At 72.1% G+C, this 24546-nt stretch carries 19 protein-coding genes; 4 read left to right on the top strand and 15 right to left on the bottom strand.

The annotated features are described in order from the left end of the window. Nucleotides 1-21: 21 nt before the first annotated feature. The 6 genes from BN1555_RS36975 to BN1555_RS37000 are packed head-to-tail and all read right to left on the bottom strand — an operon-like array spanning nucleotide 22 to nucleotide 7047. Nucleotides 22-1404, bottom strand: a complete 1383-nt coding sequence (locus BN1555_RS36975) for an FAD-binding oxidoreductase (RefSeq protein ID WP_093804295.1) — start codon at nucleotides 1402-1404, stop codon at nucleotides 22-24. Further along, entirely contained in the window at nucleotides 1401-2666 is a 1266-nt protein-coding gene (locus tag BN1555_RS36980) for an acyl-CoA dehydrogenase family protein (protein WP_093804296.1), read from the bottom strand. The genes BN1555_RS36975 and BN1555_RS36980 overlap by 4 nt, the downstream gene beginning before the upstream one ends. Nucleotides 2667-2691: 25 nt before the next feature. Continuing rightward, nucleotides 2692-4038, bottom strand: coding sequence for an FAD-binding oxidoreductase (locus BN1555_RS36985; protein ID WP_093804297.1), 1347 nt, complete (start codon nucleotides 4036-4038; stop codon nucleotides 2692-2694). A gap of 60 nt (nucleotides 4039-4098) precedes the next feature. Continuing rightward, nucleotides 4099-4881, bottom strand: a complete 783-nt coding sequence (locus BN1555_RS36990) for an SDR family oxidoreductase (protein WP_255306565.1) — start codon at nucleotides 4879-4881, stop codon at nucleotides 4099-4101. A gap of 46 nt (nucleotides 4882-4927) precedes the next feature. Beyond that, nucleotides 4928-5644, bottom strand: coding sequence for a DUF2306 domain-containing protein (locus BN1555_RS36995; RefSeq protein WP_093804298.1), 717 nt, complete (start codon nucleotides 5642-5644; stop codon nucleotides 4928-4930). Nucleotides 5645-5685: 41 nt separating this feature from the next. Next, nucleotides 5686-7047 carry an extracellular solute-binding protein gene (locus BN1555_RS37000; protein ID WP_093804299.1) on the bottom strand — a complete coding sequence of 454 codons (1362 nt, stop codon included), beginning with the start codon at nucleotides 7045-7047 and terminating at the stop codon, nucleotides 5686-5688. A gap of 168 nt (nucleotides 7048-7215) precedes the next feature. On the opposite strand from BN1555_RS37000, the gene BN1555_RS37005 reads away from it, so the two are divergent. The 4 genes from BN1555_RS37005 to BN1555_RS37020 are packed head-to-tail and all read left to right on the top strand — an operon-like array spanning nucleotide 7216 to nucleotide 10803. Then, nucleotides 7216-8769: a 4-hydroxyphenylacetate 3-hydroxylase N-terminal domain-containing protein gene (locus BN1555_RS37005; protein ID WP_218058279.1), complete on the top strand. Its 1554-nt coding sequence runs from the start codon at nucleotides 7216-7218 to the stop codon at nucleotides 8767-8769. Between the two features lie 13 nt (nucleotides 8770-8782). Beyond that, entirely contained in the window at nucleotides 8783-9037 is a 255-nt protein-coding gene (locus BN1555_RS37010; RefSeq protein WP_093804300.1) for a phosphopantetheine-binding protein, read from the top strand. Next, the gene (locus BN1555_RS37015) at nucleotides 9034-10437 is read left to right on the top strand and encodes a condensation domain-containing protein (RefSeq protein ID WP_255306566.1); all 1404 of its coding nucleotides are present in this window, start codon (nucleotides 9034-9036) and stop codon (nucleotides 10435-10437) included. Before BN1555_RS37010 ends, BN1555_RS37015 begins: the two co-directional genes overlap by 4 nt. A gap of 6 nt (nucleotides 10438-10443) precedes the next feature. After that, nucleotides 10444-10803: a YciI family protein gene (locus BN1555_RS37020; RefSeq protein WP_093804301.1), complete on the top strand. Its 360-nt coding sequence runs from the start codon at nucleotides 10444-10446 to the stop codon at nucleotides 10801-10803. Nucleotides 10804-10889: 86 nt separating this feature from the next. Here BN1555_RS37020 and BN1555_RS37025 read toward each other — a convergent pair whose 3' ends face one another. From BN1555_RS37025 to epsC, 9 genes are all read right to left on the bottom strand, one after another. Next, complete coding sequence (locus BN1555_RS37025; protein ID WP_093804302.1) at nucleotides 10890-11723, bottom strand: SAM-dependent methyltransferase; 834 nt, start codon at nucleotides 11721-11723, stop codon at nucleotides 10890-10892. A gap of 39 nt (nucleotides 11724-11762) precedes the next feature. Further along, on the bottom strand, nucleotides 11763-14012 hold the full coding sequence (locus tag BN1555_RS37030) for a cytochrome P450 (RefSeq protein ID WP_093804303.1): 2250 nt from the start codon (nucleotides 14010-14012) through the stop codon (nucleotides 11763-11765). Nucleotides 14013-14043: 31 nt separating this feature from the next. Next, complete coding sequence (locus tag BN1555_RS37035) at nucleotides 14044-15225, bottom strand: acyl-CoA dehydrogenase family protein (RefSeq protein WP_093804304.1); 1182 nt, start codon at nucleotides 15223-15225, stop codon at nucleotides 14044-14046. Nucleotides 15226-15406: 181 nt separating this feature from the next. Further along, the gene (locus tag BN1555_RS37040; protein ID WP_093804305.1) at nucleotides 15407-16936 is read right to left on the bottom strand and encodes a class I SAM-dependent methyltransferase; all 1530 of its coding nucleotides are present in this window, start codon (nucleotides 16934-16936) and stop codon (nucleotides 15407-15409) included. Nucleotides 16937-17051: 115 nt separating this feature from the next. Continuing rightward, the gene (gene cmdF, locus BN1555_RS37045) at nucleotides 17052-18668 is read right to left on the bottom strand and encodes a tyrosine 2,3-aminomutase (RefSeq protein ID WP_093804306.1); all 1617 of its coding nucleotides are present in this window, start codon (nucleotides 18666-18668) and stop codon (nucleotides 17052-17054) included. Nucleotides 18669-18713: 45 nt separating this feature from the next. Next, on the bottom strand, nucleotides 18714-21296 hold the full coding sequence (locus tag BN1555_RS37050; protein ID WP_255306567.1) for an AMP-binding protein: 2583 nt from the start codon (nucleotides 21294-21296) through the stop codon (nucleotides 18714-18716). 208 nt (nucleotides 21297-21504) lie between these two features. Continuing rightward, nucleotides 21505-22755 (bottom strand): ATP-grasp domain-containing protein, encoded by a 1251-nt coding sequence (locus tag BN1555_RS37055; RefSeq protein WP_093804308.1) that lies wholly within the window; start codon nucleotides 22753-22755, stop codon nucleotides 21505-21507. Continuing rightward, a complete protein-coding gene (locus BN1555_RS37060; protein ID WP_093804309.1) occupies nucleotides 22752-23714 on the bottom strand; it encodes a PLP-dependent cysteine synthase family protein in 963 nt (320 codons plus the stop codon). Before BN1555_RS37060 ends, BN1555_RS37055 begins: the two co-directional genes overlap by 4 nt. A gap of 76 nt (nucleotides 23715-23790) precedes the next feature. Next, nucleotides 23791-24525 (bottom strand): serine O-acetyltransferase EpsC, encoded by a 735-nt coding sequence (gene epsC, locus BN1555_RS37065; RefSeq protein WP_093804310.1) that lies wholly within the window; start codon nucleotides 24523-24525, stop codon nucleotides 23791-23793. Nucleotides 24526-24546: the final 21 nt, after the last annotated feature.

Raw genomic sequence — 24546 nt, forward strand, 5'->3', positions numbered from 1 at the left:
GCGGGGTGGGGGGAAGGCCCGTCAGAGGAGGTCCGACGTGCCGGTCATGGCATCGGGCCGGAACAGCCCGTTCGGGTCGTACGCCAGACGGACGCGGTCCACGGCAGCGATGTCCGCCTCGTCCAGATGGCCCTGCGGCTGGTCGGGGCTTTCTACGAACCCGGGCGCGGTGCGACCGGTGTCCCAGGGGGCGAGCGCGGCGCGCAGGCGCGCGCAGCGCTCCCGGATGGCGGACGCCGGATGCAGGCCGGAGAGTCCCGCGGCCATTACCGCGTAGGTGGCCGGCAGATGGCCGAGGACACCGCCGCGCGGGTCCGGCTCCGCCAGTGCGCCGCCGAGCTGCCGCAGTTCGGCGGCGACCAGTGGGGACGCAGAGTCCGGTCCGACCGCGTGGAGCAGGGCCCCGGCCCCTTCCCCGCGCAGGTCGCCGACGAGCAGATGGTCGCCGAGCACCTCCACCGGTCCCGGCGGGTCCTGGTGGGCCTGCGCGACCGCCGGGGTGGCGCCCGGCGCCCAGCTGTCCTCCAACGGGGCAGCGACGGCGCGCAGTGGCCCCAGCAGGTCGTCGGCCCGGCGTTCGGCGATCGCCAGATCACCCCTGGTCGGGGCGAGTACCGCACCGGCCACGCACACCACGGGCCCCGAGCGCAGCTCGACCGGGATCTCGGGCACCGGTGGCAGGTTCATGATGCGCAGCGAGGTGGACACCTCGCGCGGCGCGTCGGCGGCCCAGTCGAGCCACCGTTCGAGCAGTCGCTCGGCGTGCCGGCCGGCCCAGAAGGCCGCTCCGGTGACCACCCCGGCGGCCGGGAACAGTTCCAGCTCCACACCGGTGACCACACCGAGTCCGCCGCCGCCGCCGCGCAACGCCCACAGCAACTCCGGTTCGTGCCCGGCGTCGGCCCGGCGTACCTCGCCGTCGGCGGTCACGACCTCGACGGCCGTCACCCCGTTGGCCGCGATGCCGGTCCTGCGGCCGTACAGGCTCACTCCGCCGCGCAGGAGATAGCCGACGGCGCCGACGGTCGGCGACGTGCCGTGCGCGGCGGCCAGGCCGTGCTCGGCCGCCGCGGACACCACCTCGGCCCAGCGGGTGCCGGCCGGGATCCAGGCGGTGCGGCGCGCAGGATCGACCCGGACCCCGCCGCCGAGTTCGGTACGGATCAGCAGATGACCGTCCATCGGCCGGGCTGCTCCGGCGGAGTGGCCGGTGGTGTGCACCCGGACCGGCAGGCCGGCGGTGCACCCGTACCGTACGGCTGCGCGCACCTCGGCGACCGTACGGGCGGTCAGCGCCGCCGCCGGGCGGGCCGGCGCGGCCTCGTTGAAGACGGCCGCGGCACGCGCGTACTCCGGCTCGCCGGGAAGCGCGGGCCGGACGTCCGTGGCGGCGGGGGCGATCACGAGTGGGCGCCTTCGGTGACGCCGAAGCGGACCTTGGCGTACTCGCGGGTGGCGACGCTCTGCAGCAGCACGCCGATCCCGGAGTGGCTGTGCTGGGTCGACATGTCGCGCCAGATCCGCTCGATGCGCTCGCCGGAGCGCACCGCGCTCGATCCGGCGGTCGGGAACAGGTGCCGCTCCACCGCGCCCCAGGCGAGCTTCAGTACCTCGCGGCAGATGGTGGCGAGCCGCAGGTCCTCCTCACGGGTGAAGTCCTCCGGTGCCCTGGCGCACAGCTCCTCCCACTGGCGCACGGCGTGCAGCAGCGCCGCCTCGGCGGTCGCGATCATGCCCGAGGCGTGCCCGTACCAGTATTGGTAGTCGGGGTCCTCGGCGCGCGAGGTGCCGGTGAAGATGGTGGTACGCGAGCGCATCAGCTCCTCGTAGGCGTCCAGCGCGCCCTGCGCCATGCCCACCGCCACGGCGGCCGACTCCAGCAGCATGAAGCTCAGCGGGCCGCCGCCGTACTGCCCGTTGCCGTGCAGCGCCCGGCCGGGCGTGCCAGCGCTGACGTCGACCTCGCTCAGGTGAGTGGCCTCGATCGCGTAGTGCGCCGGGACCCGCCCGCCCTGGAAGGAGACGCTGTGCGAGCCGCTGCCCTTCAGGCCGAGCTGGCGGCCCCAGTCGTCGAGCATCGTCCACTCGGAGCGCGGGGCGACGAACAGCAGCAGCTTCGGCTCCGTGCCCTCGCCGGGCTCCTCGTCCTCGATGACGGTGTGTCCGATGAAGTGCGTGGCGTAGGGAGCGCCGGAGCAGTAGGGGAAGGTGCCGTCGATGATCCAGCCGCCGTCGGGGGCGCGCCGCGCGATGCCGGCCGGGGTGATGGTCGCCGGGCTGATGAAGTCGCCGTCGGCGAACAGCTCGACCTGCGTGCGCTCCTCGAACAGCGAGGCGACGGCGAGGGAGTGCGCCGCGCCTAGGCAGTACATCCAGCCCGTCGACGGACAGCCCCGGGACAGGGCCATCGTGACCTTGAGGAAGGTCTCGGCACCGAACTCGTACCCGCCGTATCTGCGGGGCACCAGGATCCGGTAGAGACCGGCCCGCGCGAACTCCGCGTGGGTGTCGGCCGCGTAGTAGGTGCGCTGTTCGGTCTCCGCCTGCCGGGCCACGAGGCCGGCCGCGAGCCGCTCGGCGCGGCGCACCACCTCCTCGGAGGTGAGGCCCGGCTCCGGCGGCGCGACGCCGACGCCCGGGACGTCCGTGGCGACGAGGGTGGTCATGGGGATGTCCTTCCCGTGGTGAGCGTCAGGCCCGCGCGTGCGGAGCCACGTTGGCGTTGCGGGAGAACACGTTCTCCGGATCGTAGGCGTCCTTGACCGCCCGCAGCCGCTCGTACGTCTCCGGCGGGTAGACGGCGGCCAGGTCGTCGGCGTCCAGCTCGCTGAGGAAGCCGCTGTAGGCACCCTCGGTGAACGGGGCGAGCGCCGACCAGAACGCGGTCAGCTCCGGCAGAGCGGCCTCGTTGTCGGCGCGCGAGCCGAGCTTGGCCGTGTTCACCATGACCTCCGCGTCCCGGTGCCCGAACGCGGTGGCGCCGGCCGGCACCCGGCCCAGGGCACCGCCCAGGCTGCGCAGCTCCACGAAGAGGTTGTCGAAGGAGGCCGCACCGGTGAGCAGGATGTCGACCAGCTCGTCGGAGCACTCCCGCGCGAAGCGGTTGCGCACCATCGGCTCCCAGTCGGGCGGGAGCTCGCCCGCCTGGTCGAGCACGTCGGGGTAGGCGACCAGGTTGACATCCTTGCTCTCCGCCGTGCCCAGTTCGAGCAGCGGGGCGATGGCGGCGTCCGCGGCGGCGACGTCGTCACCCGCGTAGCAGACCAGGATGTTCACCGGCGCAGGGTCACCGCCGAACGACGGGAACAGCTGCACGTGCGAGGTCAGCTCCTCGGGCGCCTCGCGCATCGCGCGGGCCCAGCCCTTCACCACCGAGGCCGCCTCGGCCGCAGGGTAGACGATGGAGCCGAAGTGCACCTTCGGCAGCGCCTTGGCGGCTACCTCGAAGGAGGTCACTACACCGAAGTTGCCGCCGCCGCCGCGCAGCCCCCAGAACAGGTCGGCGTGCTCGTCGGCGGAGGCACGCAGCACCCGACCGTCCGCGGTGACGACCTCGGCCGCCACCAGGTTGTCGATCGCGAGACCGGTGGAGCGCACGGTCCAGCCGATGCCACCGCCGACCAGCAGACCGCCCACGCCCACTTGGTCGGTGTCACCGGAGGAGAAGGCGAGGCCGTGCTCCGTCAGCACCCCGGTCACCTGGCCCCACTGAGCGCCGGGGCCGATGCGGACCAGGCCGCGCTCGGCGTCGAGGACCTCCACACCGTTCAGCGGCGAGACGTCGACGACCAGGCCGCCGACGTCGGTGCTCAGGCCCGCGTTGCTGTGGCCGCCGCTGCGCACCGAGACGCGCAGGCCCTGCTCGCGCGCGAACGCGAGGGCCAGGCGCACGTCCTCGGTGCCGTGACAGCGGACGACGACGTCCGGCCGCCCCTTGTGGACGAAGATGTCCTTCACGTCGTCGTAGGCCGCGTCGCCCGGCAGGACGACCTCGCCGGTGACGGACTCGGCCAGGGCGGTCGCCGCAGCGCTGTTCATATGGGCTCTCCCATGGTGGTTCGGAGTGGGCTTGGTCGTATCCCGGCAGGGACGACCGGATCAGTGGTGGAACTCGCCGCCGTTGACGTCCAGGCACTGCCCGGTGACGGCCCGGGACAGGTCGGACAGCAGGAACAGGACGCTGTCGGCGATCTCCTGCGGCTCGGGCAGCCTGCGCAGGTCGAGGCCGGCCGCGACCTCGTCGTACACCTGCTGCTCGGGGATCCCGCGCTCGCCTGCGAGGTAGGCGAAATAGCCCTGAAGGGCGGGCGCCCAGATGTATCCGGGAGCGACCGTGTTGACGCGGACGCCCTGCGGGCCGAGTTCGCTCGACAGGCTCTGGGCGAGCGCCAACAGGCTCGCCTTGGCCATCTTGTACGTACCGAAGAGCGGCTTGGAGTGCCGGATCGCCACCGAATTGATCATGACGACGGAGCCCTTGGCCTCGGCCAGCGCCGGGGCGAAGAGCCGGGTCAGCCGCAGCGCCGCGTACACGTTGGTCTCGAAGCCGGAGCGGATGTCGTCGATTGCCACATCGGCGAGCGGCGCCATCGGGGGCACCGCGAAGGCGTTGTTGACCAGCCCGTCCACCCGGCCGAAGGCGTCTACGGTCGTCTTGACCAGCGCCTCGACGGCGGCCTCGTCGGTGATGTCGGTCGGTACGGCGAGGGCGCGTCGGCCGGTCTCCCCGACGGCCGCGGCGGCCTCCTCCAGCACGGAGGCGGTCCGCGCCGCGAGTACGACGTCGGCGCCCGCCCGCGCGGCGCCCAGCGCCAGCGCCCGGCCGAGGCCGGGACCGACACCGGACACCACCACGACCTTGTTCCGCAGCAGTTCGCTCACTTGGATCCTCGTTCCTTATGTTCCCCGGGCCGCCGGTGGCGGGCGCTCAGACGATTTCCTTCAGCGGACGGTCGGCAGTGCGGTTCAGCCACCACTGGACGAGGAAGAGGTTGATGACCCAGCCGAGCCACGGCGCGGTGCCCGCGACCTGCGACCAGATCGCCTGGTTCTGCACGCCGAGGCTCATCAGCAGGACGACGAAGACCCGGCCCCACACGATGTTGATGGCGAAGGCGAAGCTGTAGAGCATCCACATCCGGTGCGCCAGGATGCGTCCCTGCACCGCGCGGGCGAAGCCCATGCCGGTGGTGAACAGCCACAGCACGCCGCCGAGGGTGGTGCCGACCGAGGGGCCCATCGACAGCGGTGTGATCAAGAAGGCGAGCACCGCGGAGGGCAGGACGCCCGCGAAGACGTAGGTTCTGCCGATCAGTCGGTGTGCGGCGGGGTGGCGGCGGCGCAGCCACGGCCACAGCTGCAGCACGACCGTCACCAGCGAGATCGTGCCGGTGGCGATGTGGGCGACCAGCATCGGGTAGTGCTGCGGGGCCTCGGGCCGGATGGGTATGAGCGAGGCCTTCGGGTCCAGGCCCAGGTAGGGCGGCCACACGAAGCTGAGGAACGCGAACACCACGACGCCGAGCGGGAGCACCCACGGGCGCCGCCACCACGCCGGGGCGGTGGGCCGCTCGGCCGCGGGGCGCGGCTTCACCACGTCCGGGGCCGGCCTCGTACGGGGAGCCGTGTCCAGGTTCTGCGCCACTGTGTTTCCTCCAGAGAAAAGTCCTGTGCGAGCCGGGTTGATCAGCCGACCCGGAAGCGGCGCGGCCCGCGCTGCCCGGGCACCAGGCCGAGGCAGTGGGCGTTGTGGTCGTCGAGGAGGCGCTGTGCCTCGGACCTGGCGAAGGCGAACCGCTCGGCGGGGTCGGCGCCCGCCGTGAGCACGTCGTGCATCGCTGCGGTCAGCGTGTCCTGGATCCCGACGAAGTCGCCGACCAGTGCGCCGTCCGCGGCGGTCGTGCGTCCGCCTGCGGCGAGCTGGTCGAGGGCGACCCGGTGATGGGGGTTCGCCTCGAACCAGCCCTCGTCCTCCAGGAGCGTCCGGGCGGACTCGGTGACGGGGATGAAACCGCTCGTCTTGTGGCGTTCGGCGGCGTTGCGCGGGGTCAGGAACGTCAGGAGGAAGGCGAGCGCGGCATCGCGGGCAGCAGGTTCGAGCCCGGCCGTGAGCCACAGCGAGTCGCCCCCGATGACGTTGCCCGCGTAGGGCACCTCGCCGCTGTACGGCATGGGTGCCGCCACGACCTCGAAGCCTCCGTCGCGGCCCGCCTGCACCATCCGGTCGGCCTCCACGGAGGTGCTGAGCACGAACGCGACCCGCTGCTCGGCGAAAGCACGGTAGTTGCGTTCCCACGCCGGGTAGGTGTCGTCACCCGCCGACCGCAGGCCGGAGTAGAGGTAGTGACCGTCCGCGTGCAGCCCCTGCCACCAGCGGGCGAAACGCAGCACCGCGGGCGAGTCGGCCTCGACGGCGGTGGCGCGCCCAGTCCGCCCGTTGCCGGGCGTGGCGAGCAGGGCGCCCTGCTGGGCGACCGCCTGCTGGAACAGCCAGCCGTGGTTGGGCCAGGTCACCCCGTGCGAGGGTCCGCCGTCCAGGCGCGCCACCGCCGCGCAGGCTGCGGTCAGTTCCTCCCAGGTACGGGGCACGGAGCGCACCCCGGCGGCCTCCAGCACGGTGGTGTTGGCGTACAGCAAGGTCGTCGACGTCAGCGGCGGGAGGGCGAAGAGCCCCTCGCCGTCGAAGGTGTAGTAGTCGCGGGCCGCCCGCACCAGGTCGTCGAGGCGCACCGGCACACCGAGGATCTTGTCGCGGCCCCCGATCGCCCGCTCCACGGAGGTGAACAGCGGCGAGCCGTCGGCCGCGAGCAGGTCGCGGGAGAGCTGCGTCGAGGTGTAGAAGCTCTGCACGATGGCCGGCGGACGCCCCTCGCGGGCGGCACGGGCCACCTCTTCGGGGAGCTTCAGGTGATCGACCCCGCGAACCTGGATCCGCACTCCGGGGTGGGCTCGCTCGAACTCCTCGGCCAGTTCCCTGGTCTCGCTCAGGAACAGCGGAACGACCGGGTAGTCGTTGAGCCAGACGTCGAGAACGACCTGGTCGGGCATGGGATTCGGCCTCCGCTCGGGGAAACTGCGCAAGACAGTCGGCGCCCATTCTTCGTGTGCGGAACGAGCCCTGCATCTTCTGTCGTGCTCTCAAGTCGGCAATCTGGGATAAGGCCTCGCAGGGCCCGCGATGCCAGACTCGCTGCCCTGGGCGAGGAGAGGAACACCATGGCCGAAGAGCGCCGCAGGACACGCCCGTTCACCGGCGATGAATACGTGGAGAGTCTGCGCGACAGCCGCGAGGTCTACATCTACGGGGACAAGGTCAAGGACGTCACGACGCATCCGGCCTTCCACAACCCGATCCGGATGACCGCCCGCCTCTACGACGCGTTGCACGACCCGAAGCGCCAGCCCGCCCTCATCGCCCCCACCGACACCGGCAGCGATGGCTACACGCACCGCTTCTTCACCACGCCCCGCTCGGTCGACGACCTCGTCGCCGACCAGAGGGCCATCGCCGAGTGGTCCCGCCTCAGTTACGGCTGGATGGGTCGCAGCCCCGACTACAAGGCGTCGTTCCTCGGCACGCTCGGGGCGAACGCGGACTTCTACGGCCCGTTCGCGGACAACGCGCGGCACTGGTACCGGGAGTCGCAGGAAAAGGTCCTCTACTGGAACCACGCGATCGTCCACCCGCCGGTCGACCGCAACCTGCCCCCGGACCAGGTCAAGGACGTGTTCGTGCACGTCGAGAAGGAGACCGACGCCGGCCTGGTGGTCAGCGGCGCCAAGGTGGTGGCGACCGGCTCGGCGCTCACCCACTACAACTTCATCGCCCACTACGGGCTGCCGGTCAAGGAACGTGAGTTCGCGCTGGTCGCGACCGTTCCCATGGACGCGCCCGGGCTCAAGCTGATCTGCCGCCCGTCCTACTCCGCCACGGCCGCCCTGGCCGGCACCCCCTTCGACTACCCGCTGAGCTCGCGCCTCGACGAGAACGACACGATCCTCGTCATGGACAAGGTGCTCATCCCCTGGGAGAACGTCTTCATCTACGGGGACCTGGGCAAGGTCCAGATGTTCACCGCCAAGTCCGGCTTCCCCGAGCGGTTCACCTTCCACGGCTGCACCCGCCTCGCGGTGAAGCTGGAGTTCCTCGCCGGGCTCCTCGCCAAGGCCCTGGAAGTCACGGGAACCAGCGAGTTCCGCGGCGTGCAGAGCCGCCTCGGCGAGGTGCTCGCCTGGCGCAACCTGTTCTGGGGGCTCTCCGACGCCGCCGCCCGCAACCCCGTGGAGTGGAAGAACGGCGCCCTGCTGCCCAACCCCGAGTACGGCATGGCCTACCGCTGGTTCATGCAGATCGGCTACCCGCGCATCAAGGAGATCGTCCAGCAGGACGTCGCCAGCGGACTGATCTACGTCAACTCCAGCGCCGACGACTTCGCCAACCCCGAGATCCGCCCCTATCTCGACAAGTACGTGCGCGGCTCCGGCGGCACGGACGCCGAGGGGCGCATCAAGGTCATGAAGTTGCTGTGGGACGCGGTGGGCACCGAATTCGGCGGCCGCCACGAACTGTACGAGCGCAATTACGCGGGCAGCCACGAGAACACCCGTGTCGAGCTGCTCCTCTCCCAAACCGTCAGCGGCCAGTTGGACCAGTACAAGAGCTTCGTCGACGAATGCATGAGCGAGTACGACCTGGACGGCTGGACCGTCCCGGACCTCTCCTCCTTCGACGAGCTCAGGAAGACCAGAAACGAAGCGTTCCGTGACTGAGGAGAACACACCCGTGACGAACAGTGTCGAGGAGACCGCCACCCGCATCTGGACGGACATCCTTCGTCCGGCCGCAGGCAAGGAGGAGCGCACCTTCTTCGCCCTCGGCGGCCAGTCGGTCTCCGCCGTGCGGATCGTGGCCCGGGTCGAGTCGGACCTCGGTGTCGAGCTCGACATCCGCGTCCTGTTCGAGGACCCGGACCTGGCCGCCTTCCGGCAGGCCGTCGGCGAAGCCGTCGACGCCGCGGCCGAGGGCAGGGCCGCGTGACTGTCGCCGACCTCGCGCCGACCGAAGGGTTCCCGCTCGCGGTCCAGCAGGAGTTCCTGTGCCTGTGGGACAAGGGCGATGACATGGGACCGTTCGGCCCCCGCTTCCACATCGTCGACGGCTGGAGGGTGAGCGGGCGCGTCGAAACCGCGCTGCTGCAGGCCGCCCTCGACGACGTCGTCGCCCGGCACGAGGCACTGCGCACCACCGTCGTCCGGAACGCCGAGCCGCGTCACCAGCGGATCCTCGCCCCCGCGCCGGTGCCGCTGGAGGTCCGGGAGCTACCCGCGACCGACCCGGCCGACGAGGAGGGCCGCCACCTCGCCGGTGAAGAGCTGCTCAACGAACTCGCCGCCGACACCATCGGCGTCCGCCGCATGCCGCTGCTGCGCGCGGTCCTCGGCCGCTTCGACGACGAGGACGCGGTCCTCGCACTGATCGCCCACCACACCGCGGTCGACGCCTGGTCGATGCAGGTCATCCTGCGCGACCTCGCCGTCCTCTACGCCCGGAGAGCCGGAGCCGACCTGCCGCCGCTCGCCCCCGCGCCGCAGTACCGCGAGTACGCGCACTGGCAGCGCTCCGACGAGGCCCGCGAGGCCGAGCGGTCCGCCCGCGCGTTCTGGCGCACCAAGCTCGACGGCGCCCGCGCCCTCGCGCTGCCCACCGACCGGGCCCGCAGCGAGGCACCGGAGTTCTCCACCTCCTGGTACCGGTTCGGCTGGGGCGCCCGGCTGCGGGAGCAGGTGACGACGCTGGCCGCGGGAACCCGCAGCTCGGCCTTCATCGTGCTGCTCGCCGCCTTCAACGTCTTCCTCAACCGGCGGACCGGCGACACCGACGTCGTGGTGCCCACCTTCACTCCGGGCCGCACCCAGGCCCGCTTCCAGGACGCCGTCGGTTCCTTCTTCAACTTCCTGCCCCTGCGCACCGACCTGACCGACTGTGCCACCTTCCACGACGTGCTCGCCCGCACCCGCGAGAGCTGCCTGGACGCCTACACCCGGGAGATCCCGCTGGCGCACGTCCTGGACGAGGCCCCCGAACTCATGGCCCGGGTCGGCGTCGACGGCCTGGCGTCCTGCGTCTTCCAGGTCATCCAGACCCCGTTCACGATGGCGGGGGAGCGGATCGGGCCGCTCGCGTACCAGGCCGTGCGCCGCAAGGTGCTCTCGCAGAGCATCGGCTCGGACATCCCCGACGGCACCCTGCTCTGCCTCGAGATCTCCCCGACCGGAGAGCTCATCGGCGAGCTCGGCTTCAGCAGCAACCTCTACGACGAAAGGACGATCCGGCGCCTGGTCGCCGACTTCCACGACGTCCTGAGCGAGCTGGTGGCCGACCCCGGCGCCCCGCTGCCGGCCCCCACTGATTTCCCCCCAGCCCCGAACCAGGAGTGACGACAGGTGAAGTTCCTGCTCATCATGCACATGAACCCCGTCCTGTGGGACAAGCTCTCCGAAGAGGAGCAGCAGGAGGTGTTCGACGGCCACGACCGCTTCCAGGAGATCATCCGCGGCAGTGGTGAGATGGTCGGCACCAAGGCCCTCGACGCCCCCACTGAAACCGTTACCGTGACCGTCAGGGACGGCGCCGTGCAGTCCGCCCGAGGACCGTACGTCCCGGGCGAATCGTTCCTGTGCGGCTACTACGTCGTCGATGTCGCCTCCGAGGAGCGCGCCGTCGAACTCGCGGCACTCATCCCCGACGCGAAGTTCACCGCCGTGGAGGTCCGCAAGGTCGTCCACGACGACGGTGCCGAGTAGCTCGCACCAAGGACAACGGGAGGGGGCCCGCCGCTCACGCGGCGGGCCCCCTCCCGGGTTTTCCGCGTCACCGGGACGCGGGGTGTTCAGACGCGAGGCCTGCGGACCGTGACGATGCTGTACGCGATGCGCTCGGAGCCCGGGCCGAAGAAGTCGGCCATCGCCTCCTTGAGCCCGGCGACCGCCTCGTCGCCGAAGGCGGCGCGCAGCGTCTCCCGGCCTTCCTCGGCGGCCTCCACGTACTTCGGTCCCATGCCGAACACGCGCGGGCCGCACTGGGTCCACTCCTCGGTGTGGAAGCCCGCCGCGCGCAGCGCCACCAGCCACTCCTCGACCGGCTGGAGCAGCGGCAGGGCGAGCCGCTCGGCGAGCACGTCCCGCTCGTCCTGCGCTACGCCCGGGGCCAGCGTGTAGTCGGTCATCGTCAGGGCACCGCCCGGACGCACCACCCGGAACAGCTCGGCGAGCGCCGCGGCCAGGTCCGGCGCGTACTGCAGCGACTCCATCGCCATCACGGCGTCGAACGAGCCGTCGGCGTGGTGGCCGAGCTCGGCGTAACTGCCGTGCTCGAACCGGAGCCGGTCGGACAGGCCGCGCGCGGCAGCCTTCTCCGCACCGGCGCCGGCCTCGAAGCCGCTGACCGTCACGCCCGTGACGTCGGCGCCGGTCTCCTCGGCGACCAGCAGCGCCGGTCCGCCGGGCCCGCAGCCCGCGTCGAGGACCCGCTGACCGGCCCGTACGCCGAGTACGTCGATGACCTTGCGGGTCAGCCGGCGCGACGCCTCCGCCATCGGGGTGTCGTCGTCTGGGCCGAACCAGTAGCTCAGGTGTGCCTGGCCCTCGTTGAAGACGTCGGAGACCGGGGACGACTGGTCCCAGCGCTCCCCCTCGCGGATCGCCTGCGCGGTCGTTGTGCTCATCTCTCCAGCTCCTGGCGGTGACGGCGGATCGGTGGCGGATCAGTAGGTGACGACGGCCCGGAACCGGACCTCGCCCTTGGCGGCCAGGGCGACCGCCTCGGCGATCCGCTCCTTGGGGAAGACCTCGACGACAGGGTCGACCTTGCCCTCGGCGACCAGCCGCAGCGCCTCGGTGAGCTGCTCGAGACCGTTGTGGGTGGCGCCGATGATCTGCTGGCGCTGTGCCCAGACCGGGCTGGTCGGCCCGATCGAGAAGGAGCCCTCGGGGTCGATGGTGGCGAGCACCAGACGGCCGTTGGGGCGCAGCCCCTGGAGCGCGTCGGTGGCCGCCTCGTACGAGGTGCCGGTCACCAGGATCACGTCGGCACCGCCCGCGGCCGCCAGCTCCGCGCCGTCGGCCACGACGGTGGCGGCCCCCAGCTCCCGGGCCAGGTCGTGCTTGTCGGGGGAGCGGGTGATCGCGACCGTGTCGAAGCCGCAGGCCCGGGAGAACTGCAGCGCCAGGTGGCCGAGGCCGCCGATGCCGAGGACCGCCACCCGCTCGTGCGGCTTGGGGTCGGCGGCGCGCAGCGCGCTCCACGAGGTGTAGCCGGCGCACAGTACGGGTGCCGCCTGCACGTAGCTGACCTCGTCGGGCAGCAGCACCGTCGAGTCCGCGAGCACGGCGACGTACTCGGCGTGGTGGCCGGGAACGGTCAGACCGCTCATCACGGGCGCCGCGCAGTTCATGCCGGACTGGCCGGTCAGCGGCAGGTTGAGCCTGCAGTAGTCACACGTCCCGCAGGTTCCCTGCACCCAGGTCGCGCCGACCCGGTCACCGACCTTGCGGCGGGTGACGCCCGGGCCCACGGCGACGACGTCGCCCGCCGCCTCGTGACCGACCACGACCGGCTCGAATCCGGGGAACGGGAAGTGGCCGTCGGTCAGCCAGAGGTCGTTGTGGCACAGGCCGCTGGCCCGCACCCGGATCAGCACCTGGCCGGGGCCGGGCTGCGGCACGGGGATGTCCCGCAGCTCCCAGGTGGCACCCACCTCGGGCACCACGGCGGCCTTCATGGTCGTCGGGCGGGCGTCGAGCAGCACCGGCAGCTCGGCGACGCCGTTCATGATGAACGTGCCCTGTGGGGCGATGGACCCGGCCGGCACGGCCAGACCCAGGTGCGGGAATCGCTCGAACAGCGCGGCAAGCGCGATCTCGGCTTCCAGCAGGGCCAGTGGCTGGCCGATGCAGCGGTAGATGGCGTGTCCGAAGGAGAGGCTCTCCTTGTTGGCGCGCGTGATGTCGAAACGGTCGGCGTCCGCACCGTGCACCTCGGGGTCGCGACCGATCGCCGCGTAGTTGACGAGCACCGGCTCGCCCTTGGGGATGGTGACACCGCCGATCTCGACGTCCTCCACGGGGAAGCGGAACGGCAGGTGCGCCACCGGCGCCTCCACACGCAGCGTCTCCTGGATCACGTCCTGCCAGGTCGCCTCGCCGGAACGGACCAGAGCGAGCTGTTCGGGGTGCGTCAGCAGGGCGAGCACGGCGTTGGCGATGAGGTTCTTCACCGGCTCGGTGCCGGTGGCGAGCATGATGTGCAGCGTGCCGACCAGCTCGTCGTCCGACAGCAGCGAGCTGTCCGCCCGCTGGGCCGCGACGAGGTCACTGGTCAGGTCGTCGCCCGGCGAGCGCCGCTTGGAGTCGACGAAGTCGAGCATCTCCTGGTGCCAGCGGGCCACGTTGGCGGCCGCCTCCTCCGGCGAGATGCTGGTGTCGACGTTGACCTCGCCGCCGCGCAGCATCTCGGCGCGGGCCTCCGCGGGCACTCCGAACAGGTCGCAGATGGCGCGGGCCGGCAGCGGGTGGGCGAACAGGCCCTTCAGGTCAACCGGCTCCCCGGCGGGAAGGGCGGCCAGCTCGTCCAGCAGCTCGGTGGTGATCGCCTCCACGGCCGGCCGCAGCGCCTCCACCCGGCGCGGGGTGAAGGCGTGTGCGCACGGCTTGCGCAGCCGGGTGTGGTCGGCGCCGTAGGCGGTGGTCATGTTCTCCATGAGCACCCAGCCGATCAGCGGGAAGTCCTCGCCGACCGTGCCGTCGACGTAGGCGTCGAAGTGTCGCCTGCCGTCCTTGGAGAAGCGGTGGTCGCTGAGGATCTCCCGGGCGGCGGCGTGGCCGGTGACCGACCAGGCCTTCACACCGCCCGGCAGCTCGATCCGGGCCACCGGTCCCTGCGCCCGTATGCGGGTGCCCTCGGCGTGGATGTCGGCGCCCAGGGGGTCCAGGGCGACAGGGCAGCGGCTTTCCATCAGGAAGTCCTCCGGCGGATCTCGGGTGGGCCTACAGGTAGACGGTGTTGGGCTCCTGGCCGCAGACGATCCGGCCGTACAGCTCGAGGTTGGTGTTGGGGTGGAGGATCGCGTGCAGGTTGATGGTCTGCACGTCCCGCTCGATGCGCTGGATCGGCACCGAGCTGTAGACGGAGGAGCCGCCGCTCGCGGTGTTGAGGAGGTCCACGGCCTCCTTGGCGCGCTGGGTGACGGCGCCGAGGTCGAGGCGGACCCGGGCCCGCTCCTCCAGCGTCCACTCCTCACCGGCGGCACCCTTGGTGTCGACCATCTCGGCGGCGCGGTGGGCGTGGAAGTCCGCCTCGTCGATCTTCACGGTGGCCTCGGCGACCTGGAGGTGCGTCAGCGGGGCCTCGGCCTGGCTCTCGTACGCGGTGTACGTGATCTTGCGACCGGGCAGCCGGTCCAGGAACGCGTCCTTGGCGGCGCGGGCGAGACCGAGGGCCGGGGCGGAGATGGTGGCACAGGCGGTCGGCATGAACGGCGCGCTGTAGAGAGGGGAGCCCGCGTTGAGCACCGAGCGGTGCTGGCCCATGAGCACCGGCACCATCGGGAGCACGCGCTCCTGCGGCACGAACAGGTTCTCGGCGATCGTGCTGACGCTGCCGGTGCCGCGCAGTCCGGCGGTGTGCCAGTCGTCCACGATGGTCAGGTCGGAGATCGGGACGGCCACCATGATCGGCTGCGGTTCGCCGTCCTCACCGATGAGGATCGCGGCGTTGGTGTTCCAGTGGCTGTGCCGGACACCGGAGTTGAAGGACCACTTGCCGTTGAGCACGATGCCGCCGGGGACCGGGGCGGCCATCGCGGTCGGGCTGAGGATGCCGCTGATGCGGACGTCGGGGGTTGAGAAGACCTCGTCCTGGACCTCGTCGGGGAAGAGGCCGACCATCCAGGAGCTGATCGCCCAGACCGAGGCGGTCCAGGCGGCGGAGCCGTCGCCCCGGGCGAGCTCGGCGAGCGTGTCGACCACGGTGCGCATGTCGGACTGGTAACCGCCGTAGCGGTGCGGCACGCGCATCTTGAGGATTCCGGCCTCGGTGAGGGCGTCAACCGTTTCCTGGGACAGGTTGCGGTTCTCCTCGCCGACCGGCGCATTCCGCTGGAGCAGCGGAATCAGGTCCGTCGCACGGCGGACGAGTTCTTCGCGGGACGGCGCCTCGATGGTCTGCATGAATTCTCCTGAATCGGTCACCGGAGTTGGGCCGAAAGGATCGTTGCACCGAGCAAAGGGCGGTTCCATATTCAATGTTGCTCAGTGCGAATCCCGGTGCTCGGTGGACCCGTGGGATCCACCGAGCACCGGGACATCGGGCCGTGCTCTTTACGGTTTTTCCGGAATGCCGGACGTGGCGTCAGCGCTTTTCCGCGGTGATGATGACGAAGGTGCCGGGACCGGTCTCGGCCACCGGCGAGAGCCCCGCCTCGTCCAGCCAGGCACGGACCTGTCCGGTCTCGAACAGCTTGATGCCGTCCGGGCTGCCCGGGAACGCGTGCGAGCCCTGGAAGTAGCGGTAGACCGGGTCGGACGCCCAGCGGAACGTCAGCAGCGTCAGCCGGCCGCCCGGCCGCAGCGCGCGGCCGATCTCGGAGATCGCCTTGCCCGCGTCCGGCAACGCCTGGAGCGCGTTCCAGCAGTTGACCGCCGCCAGTGAGGAGTCCGCCACCGGCAGCGCGAGGGCACTCGCCCGCAGTGTTGCAATATCGGGCAGCCGGGCCCGTAGACCCGCCAGCATGGGCGCGATCAGGTCCAGGGCCAGCACCCCGCCGTCCGCGGCCGCCTCGGCGACCACGGCGGTCCAGCGGCCCGCCCCCGCGGCAACGTCCAGGACGGGGCCGTCGACCGCGGACAGCTGCTCGGTCAGATAGGCGTCCTCGTCGACGGGGCTGATCGCCCCGCCCCAGTTCTGGCCCATCACCCGCAGGAACGCCGGGCGCAGCACGTTCTCGTAGTGGAAGCCGATGCCCTGCAGACCGGCCGCGTTCTGCAGCACGTCGTCCTCGTCGTGCTCACCGGCACCGGCGGACAGGTCGAGCACACCGTGCGGCAACGCGTAGCTCCGCCCGCACCCGGTGCAGGACGCGCCGGTGGCCGCGAACGACAGCGTGGCGCGGCAGGCGGGGCAGCGCAGCACGTCCGCGAAGCGGCTGAACTCCTCGATGCGCGGGGCCGGCGGCTCGGTCGGGCGGGCGTCCGCGTGGACACTGGTGTCACGGACAACCGTCGGGCGGCCGTTGCGCAACGCCCACACGGCCTTCGCACCGGTGTACGCGAGCACCGAGCGGGTGTCGCCCGACCAGGTCGCCGCGAGCTGCTCCGGGGTCAGGGCGCGGATCCAGTCCTGGTCGAAGGCCAGCTCCTCGGCGCCGAGCTGCCACTCGTGCGGTGAGGGCCAGACCCGGCCCAGCACGGCGTTCTCGGGGTCGAGCGGCTGCAGGCAGCGCTCCAGCCGGGTGCGGTCGTCCGGGGTGAGCTCGGTGCCGGCCGCGGCGGCGAGGATCCGCTCCCGGTCACCACCGAGGTGGGAGAGCAGGTACAGGGCGGCGAGCTGGGTGGGACCGCCCGGCTCGGAGCCGGTGAGCAGCGGCAGGTAGTCGGCGAGCCCGGCCCGTACGGCCTCGGTCAGCGGGCCGCCGCCCGCGGTGTGCTCGGTCTCCACCAGCAGCCCGAGCAGCAGCGCGAGGTACCCCTGGCGCAGCTCGTCGGCGCCGGACAGGGCGGCCACCAGCCCGGGCACCTCGGCCAGGGCCCCGTCCGTGGCCACGCCCTCCTTCCACAGCGCGTCGGTCAGCCGCAGGAACTCCGCGTCGGCCTGGTCGGGCGAGGCGGTGAGCAGGGCGTGCGGAAGGGCGTCGGTCGGCGGGGCGACCGGGGCGACAGTCATGGGGTGTGGGGTCCTTTCGGGCAGCGGGCCGGGCAGGGGGCGGGACGGCCGGCCGCGTTGTGCGGCCGGCCTCGCGCGCCGTGGATGAGGAGCGCCGGGTGTCCGGCGCGTCGGGTCAGCGCAGGACGACGTCGGTGTGGCGGCCCAGGGCCGCCAGGAACTCTCCGCGCGACAGGGCGGCGGCGATCAGCTCGATGTCGTCGGCCATGTAGCGGTCCACGCCCAGCGTCGGGACCAGCGCACGAACGGCTTCGTACGTGGTCCTGGCGGCCGGGCTCAGGCCCTCGAAGCGACGCGAGATGTCGACGGCCTGCGCTGCGGCGAGGAACTCGACGGCGAGGATGCGGTTGTTGTTCTCGAGGACGCGGCGAGCGTTGCGGGCGGCGATCAGACCCATGCTGACGACGTCCTGGTTGTCGCCGTTGGACGGCACGCTCTGGGTGCTGGCGGGGCCGATCGTGCGGTTCTCGGCGACGAGCGCGGTGGCCGGGTACTGGGCACCGGCGAAGCCGCTGTGCAGGCCGGGGTCGCCGGCTACGAGGAACTCCGGCAGGCCGTAGCTCAGGTGACGGTTGAGCACCCGGTTGATCTGCCGCTCGGCGAGCACGCCGAGCTGGGTCAGCGCGATGGTCACGAAGTCCATGGCGAACGCGATGGGCTGGCCGTGGAAGTTCGCGCCGTGGAAGATCTCGTCCTGGCCCTCGAAGAACAGCGGGTTGTCGTTCGCCGAGTTGAGCTCGATCTCCAGCTTCTGCACCGCGTGGTAGAGGGTGTCGCGGACGGCGCCGACGATCTGCGGGATGGCCCGCAGCGAGTACGCCTTCTGCAGGTAGATCTCGGAGCGCTGGACGTCCTTGTCGGTGTCCTTGTCGGCCTGGAGCTCGCGACGCAGGTCGGCGTGCTCGACCGTCAGGTTGCTGCCGTCCATCAGCGCGCGCATGTTGGCCGCCGTGTCGATCTGCCCCTTGTGCGGGCGGGCGATGTCGTGACCCTCGGCGAGGAACGGGCTGGTGGAGCCGCGCAGCGTCTCGATGAGCAGTGCCGTGACGATCTCGGCCTGACGGGCCTGGGTGAGGGCGCGGCCGACCACGAGCGAGCCGAGACCGGTCATCGCCGAGGTGCCGTTGATGAGGGCCAGGCCCTCCTTGAACTTGAGCTGGAGCGGCTCGATGCCCAGATCGTCGAGGACCTTGCGGGTAGGCACCGGCTTGCCGTCGCGCAGCACGTAGCCCTCGCCGATCAGGGTGCTGGCTACGTGAGACAGCGGGGCGAGGTCACCGCTGGCGCCCAGGGAGCCGATCTGCGGGATCGCCGGGGTGATGCCGAGGTTGAGGTAGAGGGCGAGACGCTCCAGGATCTCCGGGCGCACCGCGGAGTAACCCTTGGCCAGCGTGTTGAGGCGGGCGGCGACGACGGCGCGCGCCTCGTCCTCGGCGAACAGCGGTCCGACACCGGCGCTGTGGCTGCGGACCAGGTTGGTCTGCAGCTCGGTCTCCTTGGACTTGTCCACCTGCATGTAGATCATTTCGCCGTAGCCGGTGGTCACCCCGTAGATCGGGATGTTCTGCTCGGCGATGCCCTCGAAGATCTCCCTGCTCCTGCGGGCCTTCGCCATCGCCTCACCGGGAACCGCGGCCTGCGCGCCCTCCTCGGCGACCTGACGCACCGAGTCGATGGTCAGGCTCTCGCCGTCGAACGCGACCGGAACGGTGGAAATCTCAGTTGTCGTCAACGTACTCACTCCCAGTGAAATCGGATGAAGGCAGGTGATGCGGGGTCAGGCCGCGGCGGTCGCCGCCCGCAGGCGCGAGCGGTCCACCTTCCCGGCGGCGTTGCGCGGCAGGCGGTCCGGTGCCTCGTGGAACGTCGCGGGCAGGGTCAGGGAGCCGAAGTGGCCGCGCAGGTGCGCCCGCCATTCGGCGGCGGCACCGAGCGGCCGACCGTCGGCGTCCCGGTGCGGCACGACGTGGACGTCGAGTCCGCGCACCAGGCCCGACGCCGGTTCGGCGACCGGCACCACGGCGCACTCCAGGACGGAGGCGTGTGAGGCGAGCGACCCTTCGATCTCGGTCAGTTCGACCCGGTTGCCCGCCAGCTTGATCTGGAAGTCCTCGCGGCCCCGGTACTCCAGGGTGCCGTCGGGAAGTCGCCGCCCGAGATCGCCGGTGCGGTACCAGCCCCCCTCGGCGCCGGGAGTGTCCAGCCACTCCACTGGGCGGAACGAGGTGCGGTCGGCACTGCCCAGGTAGCCCGAGGTCACATAGGGGGAGCGCACCACGATGCTCCCGGTGGCCCCGACCGGGCAGGTCAGGTCGTTCTCGTCGAGGACGAGGAGCTGGCGGCCCGGGATGGCCCGGCCGATCGGCACCGGTCCCTCGGTCAGGCCGGTGACCTCGTGCCAGGTGGCGGCGACGACCTCGGTCGGCCCGTACAGGTTGAAGACGCGCAGCGCGGGCAGCTCCGCGGCCAAGCCGCGGAGCAGCTCCGGCGGCAGCGCCTCGCCCATCAGCAGCAGATGGCCGAGGGCGTCGAGCCGCGGCCCCGCTCCGGTCCGGGCGATCACGTCGAGGATGTCGCGGGCGAAGCTGGGCACGGTCTGCAGGTGCGTGATGCGGTGCTCGGCCAGCCACGGCACCAGCAGGTCCGGGTTCACCCGCACCTCGTCGGGCACGACGTACAGCGTCCCGCCGGTCGCAAGCGTCGCGCCGACCTCCGCGAGCGCCGGATCGTGGTCGGGGGAGACCCACTGGGCCACTCGGGCCCCGCGACCCATCGCGAACCGGGTGCCGAGCCAGCCGGTGAACTGGGTGAGCGCGGCGTGTGTCTGCGGGATGCCCTTGGGGCGTCCGGTGGAGCCGGAGGTGAAGGCGATGTACGCGGTGTCGCCGGGCGTGACGTCGGATGCCGGGGTCACGGGCGGGGCGGCCTCGCCGGCGGCCACGTCGACCACCCGGCCGCCGAGCTCGGTGCGGTACCAGTCGAGCAGCTCGTCGACGCCGTCACCCTCGACGACCACGCAGGCCGGTCCCAAGGCGGTGAGCACCGAACGGCCGCGCTCACCGGCGGGGCCGGGGGCGAGCCAACACAGCTTGGCGCCGTGGGCGAGGACGCCGAGCAGCGCGGCGATCCGCAGCGGCCCCGGCGGCATCCGGACCACCACGGCGTCGCCCGCGGCCACGGAGGCGGCGGCGAGCCGCCGGGTGACGTCGCGGGCCGCCGCGTCCAGCGCGGCGTAGCCAGTGGTGCGGCCGTCCCAGACGACCGCGGGCGCGTCGGTGACGGCATGCGCCGCCACCTGTACGGGCAGGGGGTCGGTGTGACCGACCGGCTTGAACACCGGCAGGGCGGCGTAGCGTTCGATCAACGCGGCGGCGGGAAGCGGTGGCGGCAGTGTGTCGACCGGTGTGTCCGGCGCGTCCAGCGCCGCCGCCAGTAGGGTGCGCAGCCCGTCGAGCAGGTTCGCGGCCGAGTCCGCATTGTAGAGCGCGGTTCGGTACTCCAGGCGGCCCGAGAGTCGTGGAGCCTCGTCCTCGAGGGTGTCGACGACGAGGACGAGCCCGGCCGGCAGCATCACCCTGTCAGGGAAGACGGGCCGAGCGCGCAGGCCCGCCACCCGGTCGACGGCCGGTGCCGCGGACCGGTCGGCGAAGACCGCGTCGAGCTGTGGGAGGTCGCGGTCACCGCGCAGTGGGTGCGGTTCGAAGCCGAGCAGCGCGCGCAGGGTTCCGTCGCCCGCGTGGCCGCCGTGGCGCAGCAGCAGTGCTCGCAGTGCGGCAAGGAGGACACCGGTCGGGGACGCGCTTTGTTCCGCAGCGACCTCGGCGACCCGGCGGGCTAGCTCGCCGTCCCACACGAACGGCAGCGAGGCCCCTTCGTACCGGTGTGTTCTGGTCCGGAGGGTGCGCACGACCGCCTCACGGGCCGCCGCCTCCTGGGCTGTCGCCACCGCCACCGCCACCGGGGCCGGTGCACCGTGGCACTCGTGCGCGTACGCGGCCGACAACGTGTCGACCAGCCGGGAGACGTGCGCCTCGTCCAGGGCCCCGTCCACCGTCACGAACAGCAGCAGGTCGGCCGGGGCGATCCGGGCGGTGTGCAACCGCGCGTGCGGGCCCGCCGCGACCGCCGTGGCGGACTCGGCTTCCCGGACCGCCGGGGCCTCGGTGGCCCACTGGCCGCACAGCGCGGCGGCCAGCGCATCGACATCGTCCACCGCCACGGCGGTGAGGTCGGTGAAGCGCAGTGGCTCGGCCGTCACGGCGTCGCCCGGCCGGGCGCTCACCGTCGTGTCCCAGGCCCGGCGCAGCGCAGCCAGGTCCAGGCCGCCCGCCAGCCGGAATCCCGCAAATCGGGGGGACACGGGAGGGTGCGCCGGGGACCTGTCGCCCGGGTGGTCTGCTGCCGCTTCGAAGTTCACGGAGCCATTGTTCGACCGCGTGGCCGGGCCGTGCTTCTCCTGGAGTGCGGAGGTGTCCGTACACCCGCTCTCTGGACGGTATGGCCGCCAACACCGTGGTTACTTCGCCATGTCGGGCCCGCGTGGACCCGAACGGGCGCCGGCCCCGGGGTCAGATGTCGCCGGGCGCCGCCTTGAACCAGAGCCCCGCCTTGAACCAGATCTCCGCCGCCCGGATCCGTTCCTCCGTCTCGGCCCGGTCCGCGCCGGTGACGACGAACGCGGCGAGAAAGTCCCCGGAGTGCGATGCGTCCTGGACGGTGTCGCCGACTTCCGCGTACGTCGTGTACTTCACGACGCCCTCCGGCAGCGTCGCCGGGTCCGGCAACGAGGCCAGCACCCCGGGCCGCTTGGTGAAGAGCAGCTGCCCGGCGAGCTGCGCCGGGTCTGCGCGCTCACCGGTGGGGGCGGGCAGCCCGAGCTGGCGGCGGACCGGGTACTCCATCGGGTCGAAGCCGAACAGTGCCCGCTGCACGTCGCGTACGCCCGCGCCCCCGGCTCGGGAGGCCGCCTCGCACAGCACCAGTTCGTCGTCGGTGGTGTGGAACACCTCGATGTGGAAGGCGAAGTGCTCGGGGCCGCCGAACGCCTCCAGGACCCGTTCGCCGAACGCGATGAGCCGCCGCGCCAGCGGGTCGGCGGTGCCGAGCGCGATGTCGACCCGTCCCTTGCGGTCGCGGAAGTCGGCCAGGGCGTACTGGTACTGCGACGGCCACATCGTCGCGATTCGGCCGTCCAGGACGGTGCCGTCGATGTGGCACATGGAGCCCTCGACGAACGTCTCGGCCAGCCACTCCGGTTCGCCGTCGGGGCGCATCAGCTCCGCGTCGCGCGCCCAGCCGGCGAGCTCTTCGCGGGTGCGCAGCACGGACACGCCGACGGACAGCAGCCCCTGACGGGGCTTGACCACGACCGGCAGGCCGTGGGCGTCGGCGAAGGCGTCGAGTTCTGCGGCCGAGCGCAGCAGCACGTGCGCGGCGACCGGGATCCCGGCGGCCGTGGCGAGCTTCTTCATCTCCCACTTGTCGCGGTACACCAGGGCCGACCCGGGCCGCTGGCCCGGCAGCCCGAAGCGCTCACGCAGCGCGGCCGCCCGCAGGATGTCGAACTCCTGGCAGGCCACAATGTCGGTGACGCCGAACTCCTCGATGAGTTCGGCGGCCCGCCGCTCCACGTGGGCGCCGGTGTCGTAGTCGGTCAGTACCTCGGCGTGCAGGTAGGGGGCCCCGGTGGGCAGTTCCTCGCCGAACAGGGCGAGCTGTTCGGCCGAGCCCACCAGGACGATCTTCTCTCCGTGGCCGGCGAGCCACCGCTCGTACGGATTGGCGCGCAGCGAGCCGCGGTGGAGGACGAGCGTGGTCACGCGAGGGCCCCTTCGTTCCAGATGCTGACGTAGCGTTCGCCGGTGTCGGGCAGGATCGTGACGATCGTGCGGCCCGCGTAGACGGGGTCCCGGGCGAGCCGGAGCGCGCCGTGCACGGCGGCGCCCGAGGAGAGCCCGGCGAACAGCGCCTGTTCCCGGGTGAGCGCTCGGGCGGTGCCGAGTGCTTCGTCGTCGGAGCAGGTCAGCACCCGGTCGATGAGCGTCACGTCGGTGGTGGGTGAGACGAAGCCGCCGTTCAGTCCGGGGATCCGGTGGGTGCCCGCGTATCCCTGGGAGAGCACCGGCGAGCCCTCCGGTTCCACTGCGACGATCTCCACGGCGGGGTTGTGTTCGCGCAGGAAGCGTCCGGTGCCGGTCAGGGTGCCGCCGGTGCCGACCCCGGCGACCAGCACGTCGACCCGACCGCCGGTGTCCGCCCAGATCTCGGGTCCGGTGGACTCGTAGTGGGCGCGGACGTTGTCGGGGTTCTCGTGCTGGCGCACATACCAGGAGCCGGGCGTGGCCGCCTCGATCTCCTCCGCCTTGGCGATGGCCCCGGCGAACCGCTCGGCGCTGGGCGTCTGCACGATCTCCGCGCCGAGCGCGGCCAGCAGCCCGATTCGCTCGGGGGTGACGCTGTCGGGCAACACGACGATGCAGCGGTAGCCGCGCAGGGCGCTCAACGCGGCGAGCGCGATCCCGGTGTTGCCCGAGGTCGCCTCCACGACGGTGCCGCCCGGGGCGAGGTCGCCGCGCTGTTCGGCGCCGCGCAGCATCGCGAGCGCGGCCCGGTCCTTGATGCTGGCGAACGGGTTGGTGGACTCGATCTTGGCGAGGACCTCGGTGCCGGGCGCGGCGTCGGGGACGGCGAGCCGGACCAATGGAGTGTTGCCGACGAGTTCTTCGAGGCCGGCGGCGACGCGCCGTCCGGCGGGTGCAATGAGGAGGTCGGGGGTCACCGGAAGGCTCCAGAAGCGGGGGACAGGGGACGGAGGACGAGGAGAAGAGGAGCGGGGGCCGGAGCGGTCGTGGGGGTCACCAGGAGCCGGCCGAGGCGAGCTCCCGTACGGCGTCGGAGACCGACAGCGGCGGCCGATCGCCCACGGAAGTGCCCACGGCCCCGCCGGACCGGCCGGCGACGGGCGGGACGCCGGGACCGGCGGTGCCCATACGGGCCACCGGCACCGGACCGGCCTCGAGCGGGGGCACCGCCCGTGGCCCCGGCGCCGGACGGATCACGGAGCGGGCCGCGTACACCCGGGCTCCGGGCGGCAGGTCCTCGGTGACCGTGGCCATCGCTCCCACCAGGGCATGGTCACCGATGGTCACCGGGCCGAGCACGGTCGCGTTCGCGCCGAGGATCACGCCGTCGCCGACCACCGGGTGGCGGCGGGCACCCGGGGGGCGGTGGTTGTCCGCCCACCAGCCCACCGCACCCAGCGTCACCTGCTGGTAGATCGTCACGTCATCGCCGACGACGGCGGTCTGGCCGATCACCACGGACGCGCCGTGGTCGATGAAGACCCGCCGCCCCAGCACCGCACCGGGATGGATCTCCACCCCGGTCCGCCGCCGGGAGATCCGGGCGATCGTACGTGCCGCGGTGCGCATCCCACGGCCGTACAGCCGGTGTGACACGCGGTGGGCCCATACGGCGGACAGGCCGGTGTGGCCGAGCGCCTCTCGGCGGCTGGTGAGGGACGGGTCCCGGGCGACGACGACGGAAAGGTCCTCGGCCAGGGTCCGCAGCAGTCCGGTCTCCTCGGTCATGGGGTCGGCTCCTTTCGGTGC

Source organism: Streptomyces sp. Wb2n-11 (genome assembly GCF_001049855.1).
GTDB classification, from domain to species: domain Bacteria; phylum Actinomycetota; class Actinomycetes; order Streptomycetales; family Streptomycetaceae; genus Streptomyces; species Streptomyces altiplanensis.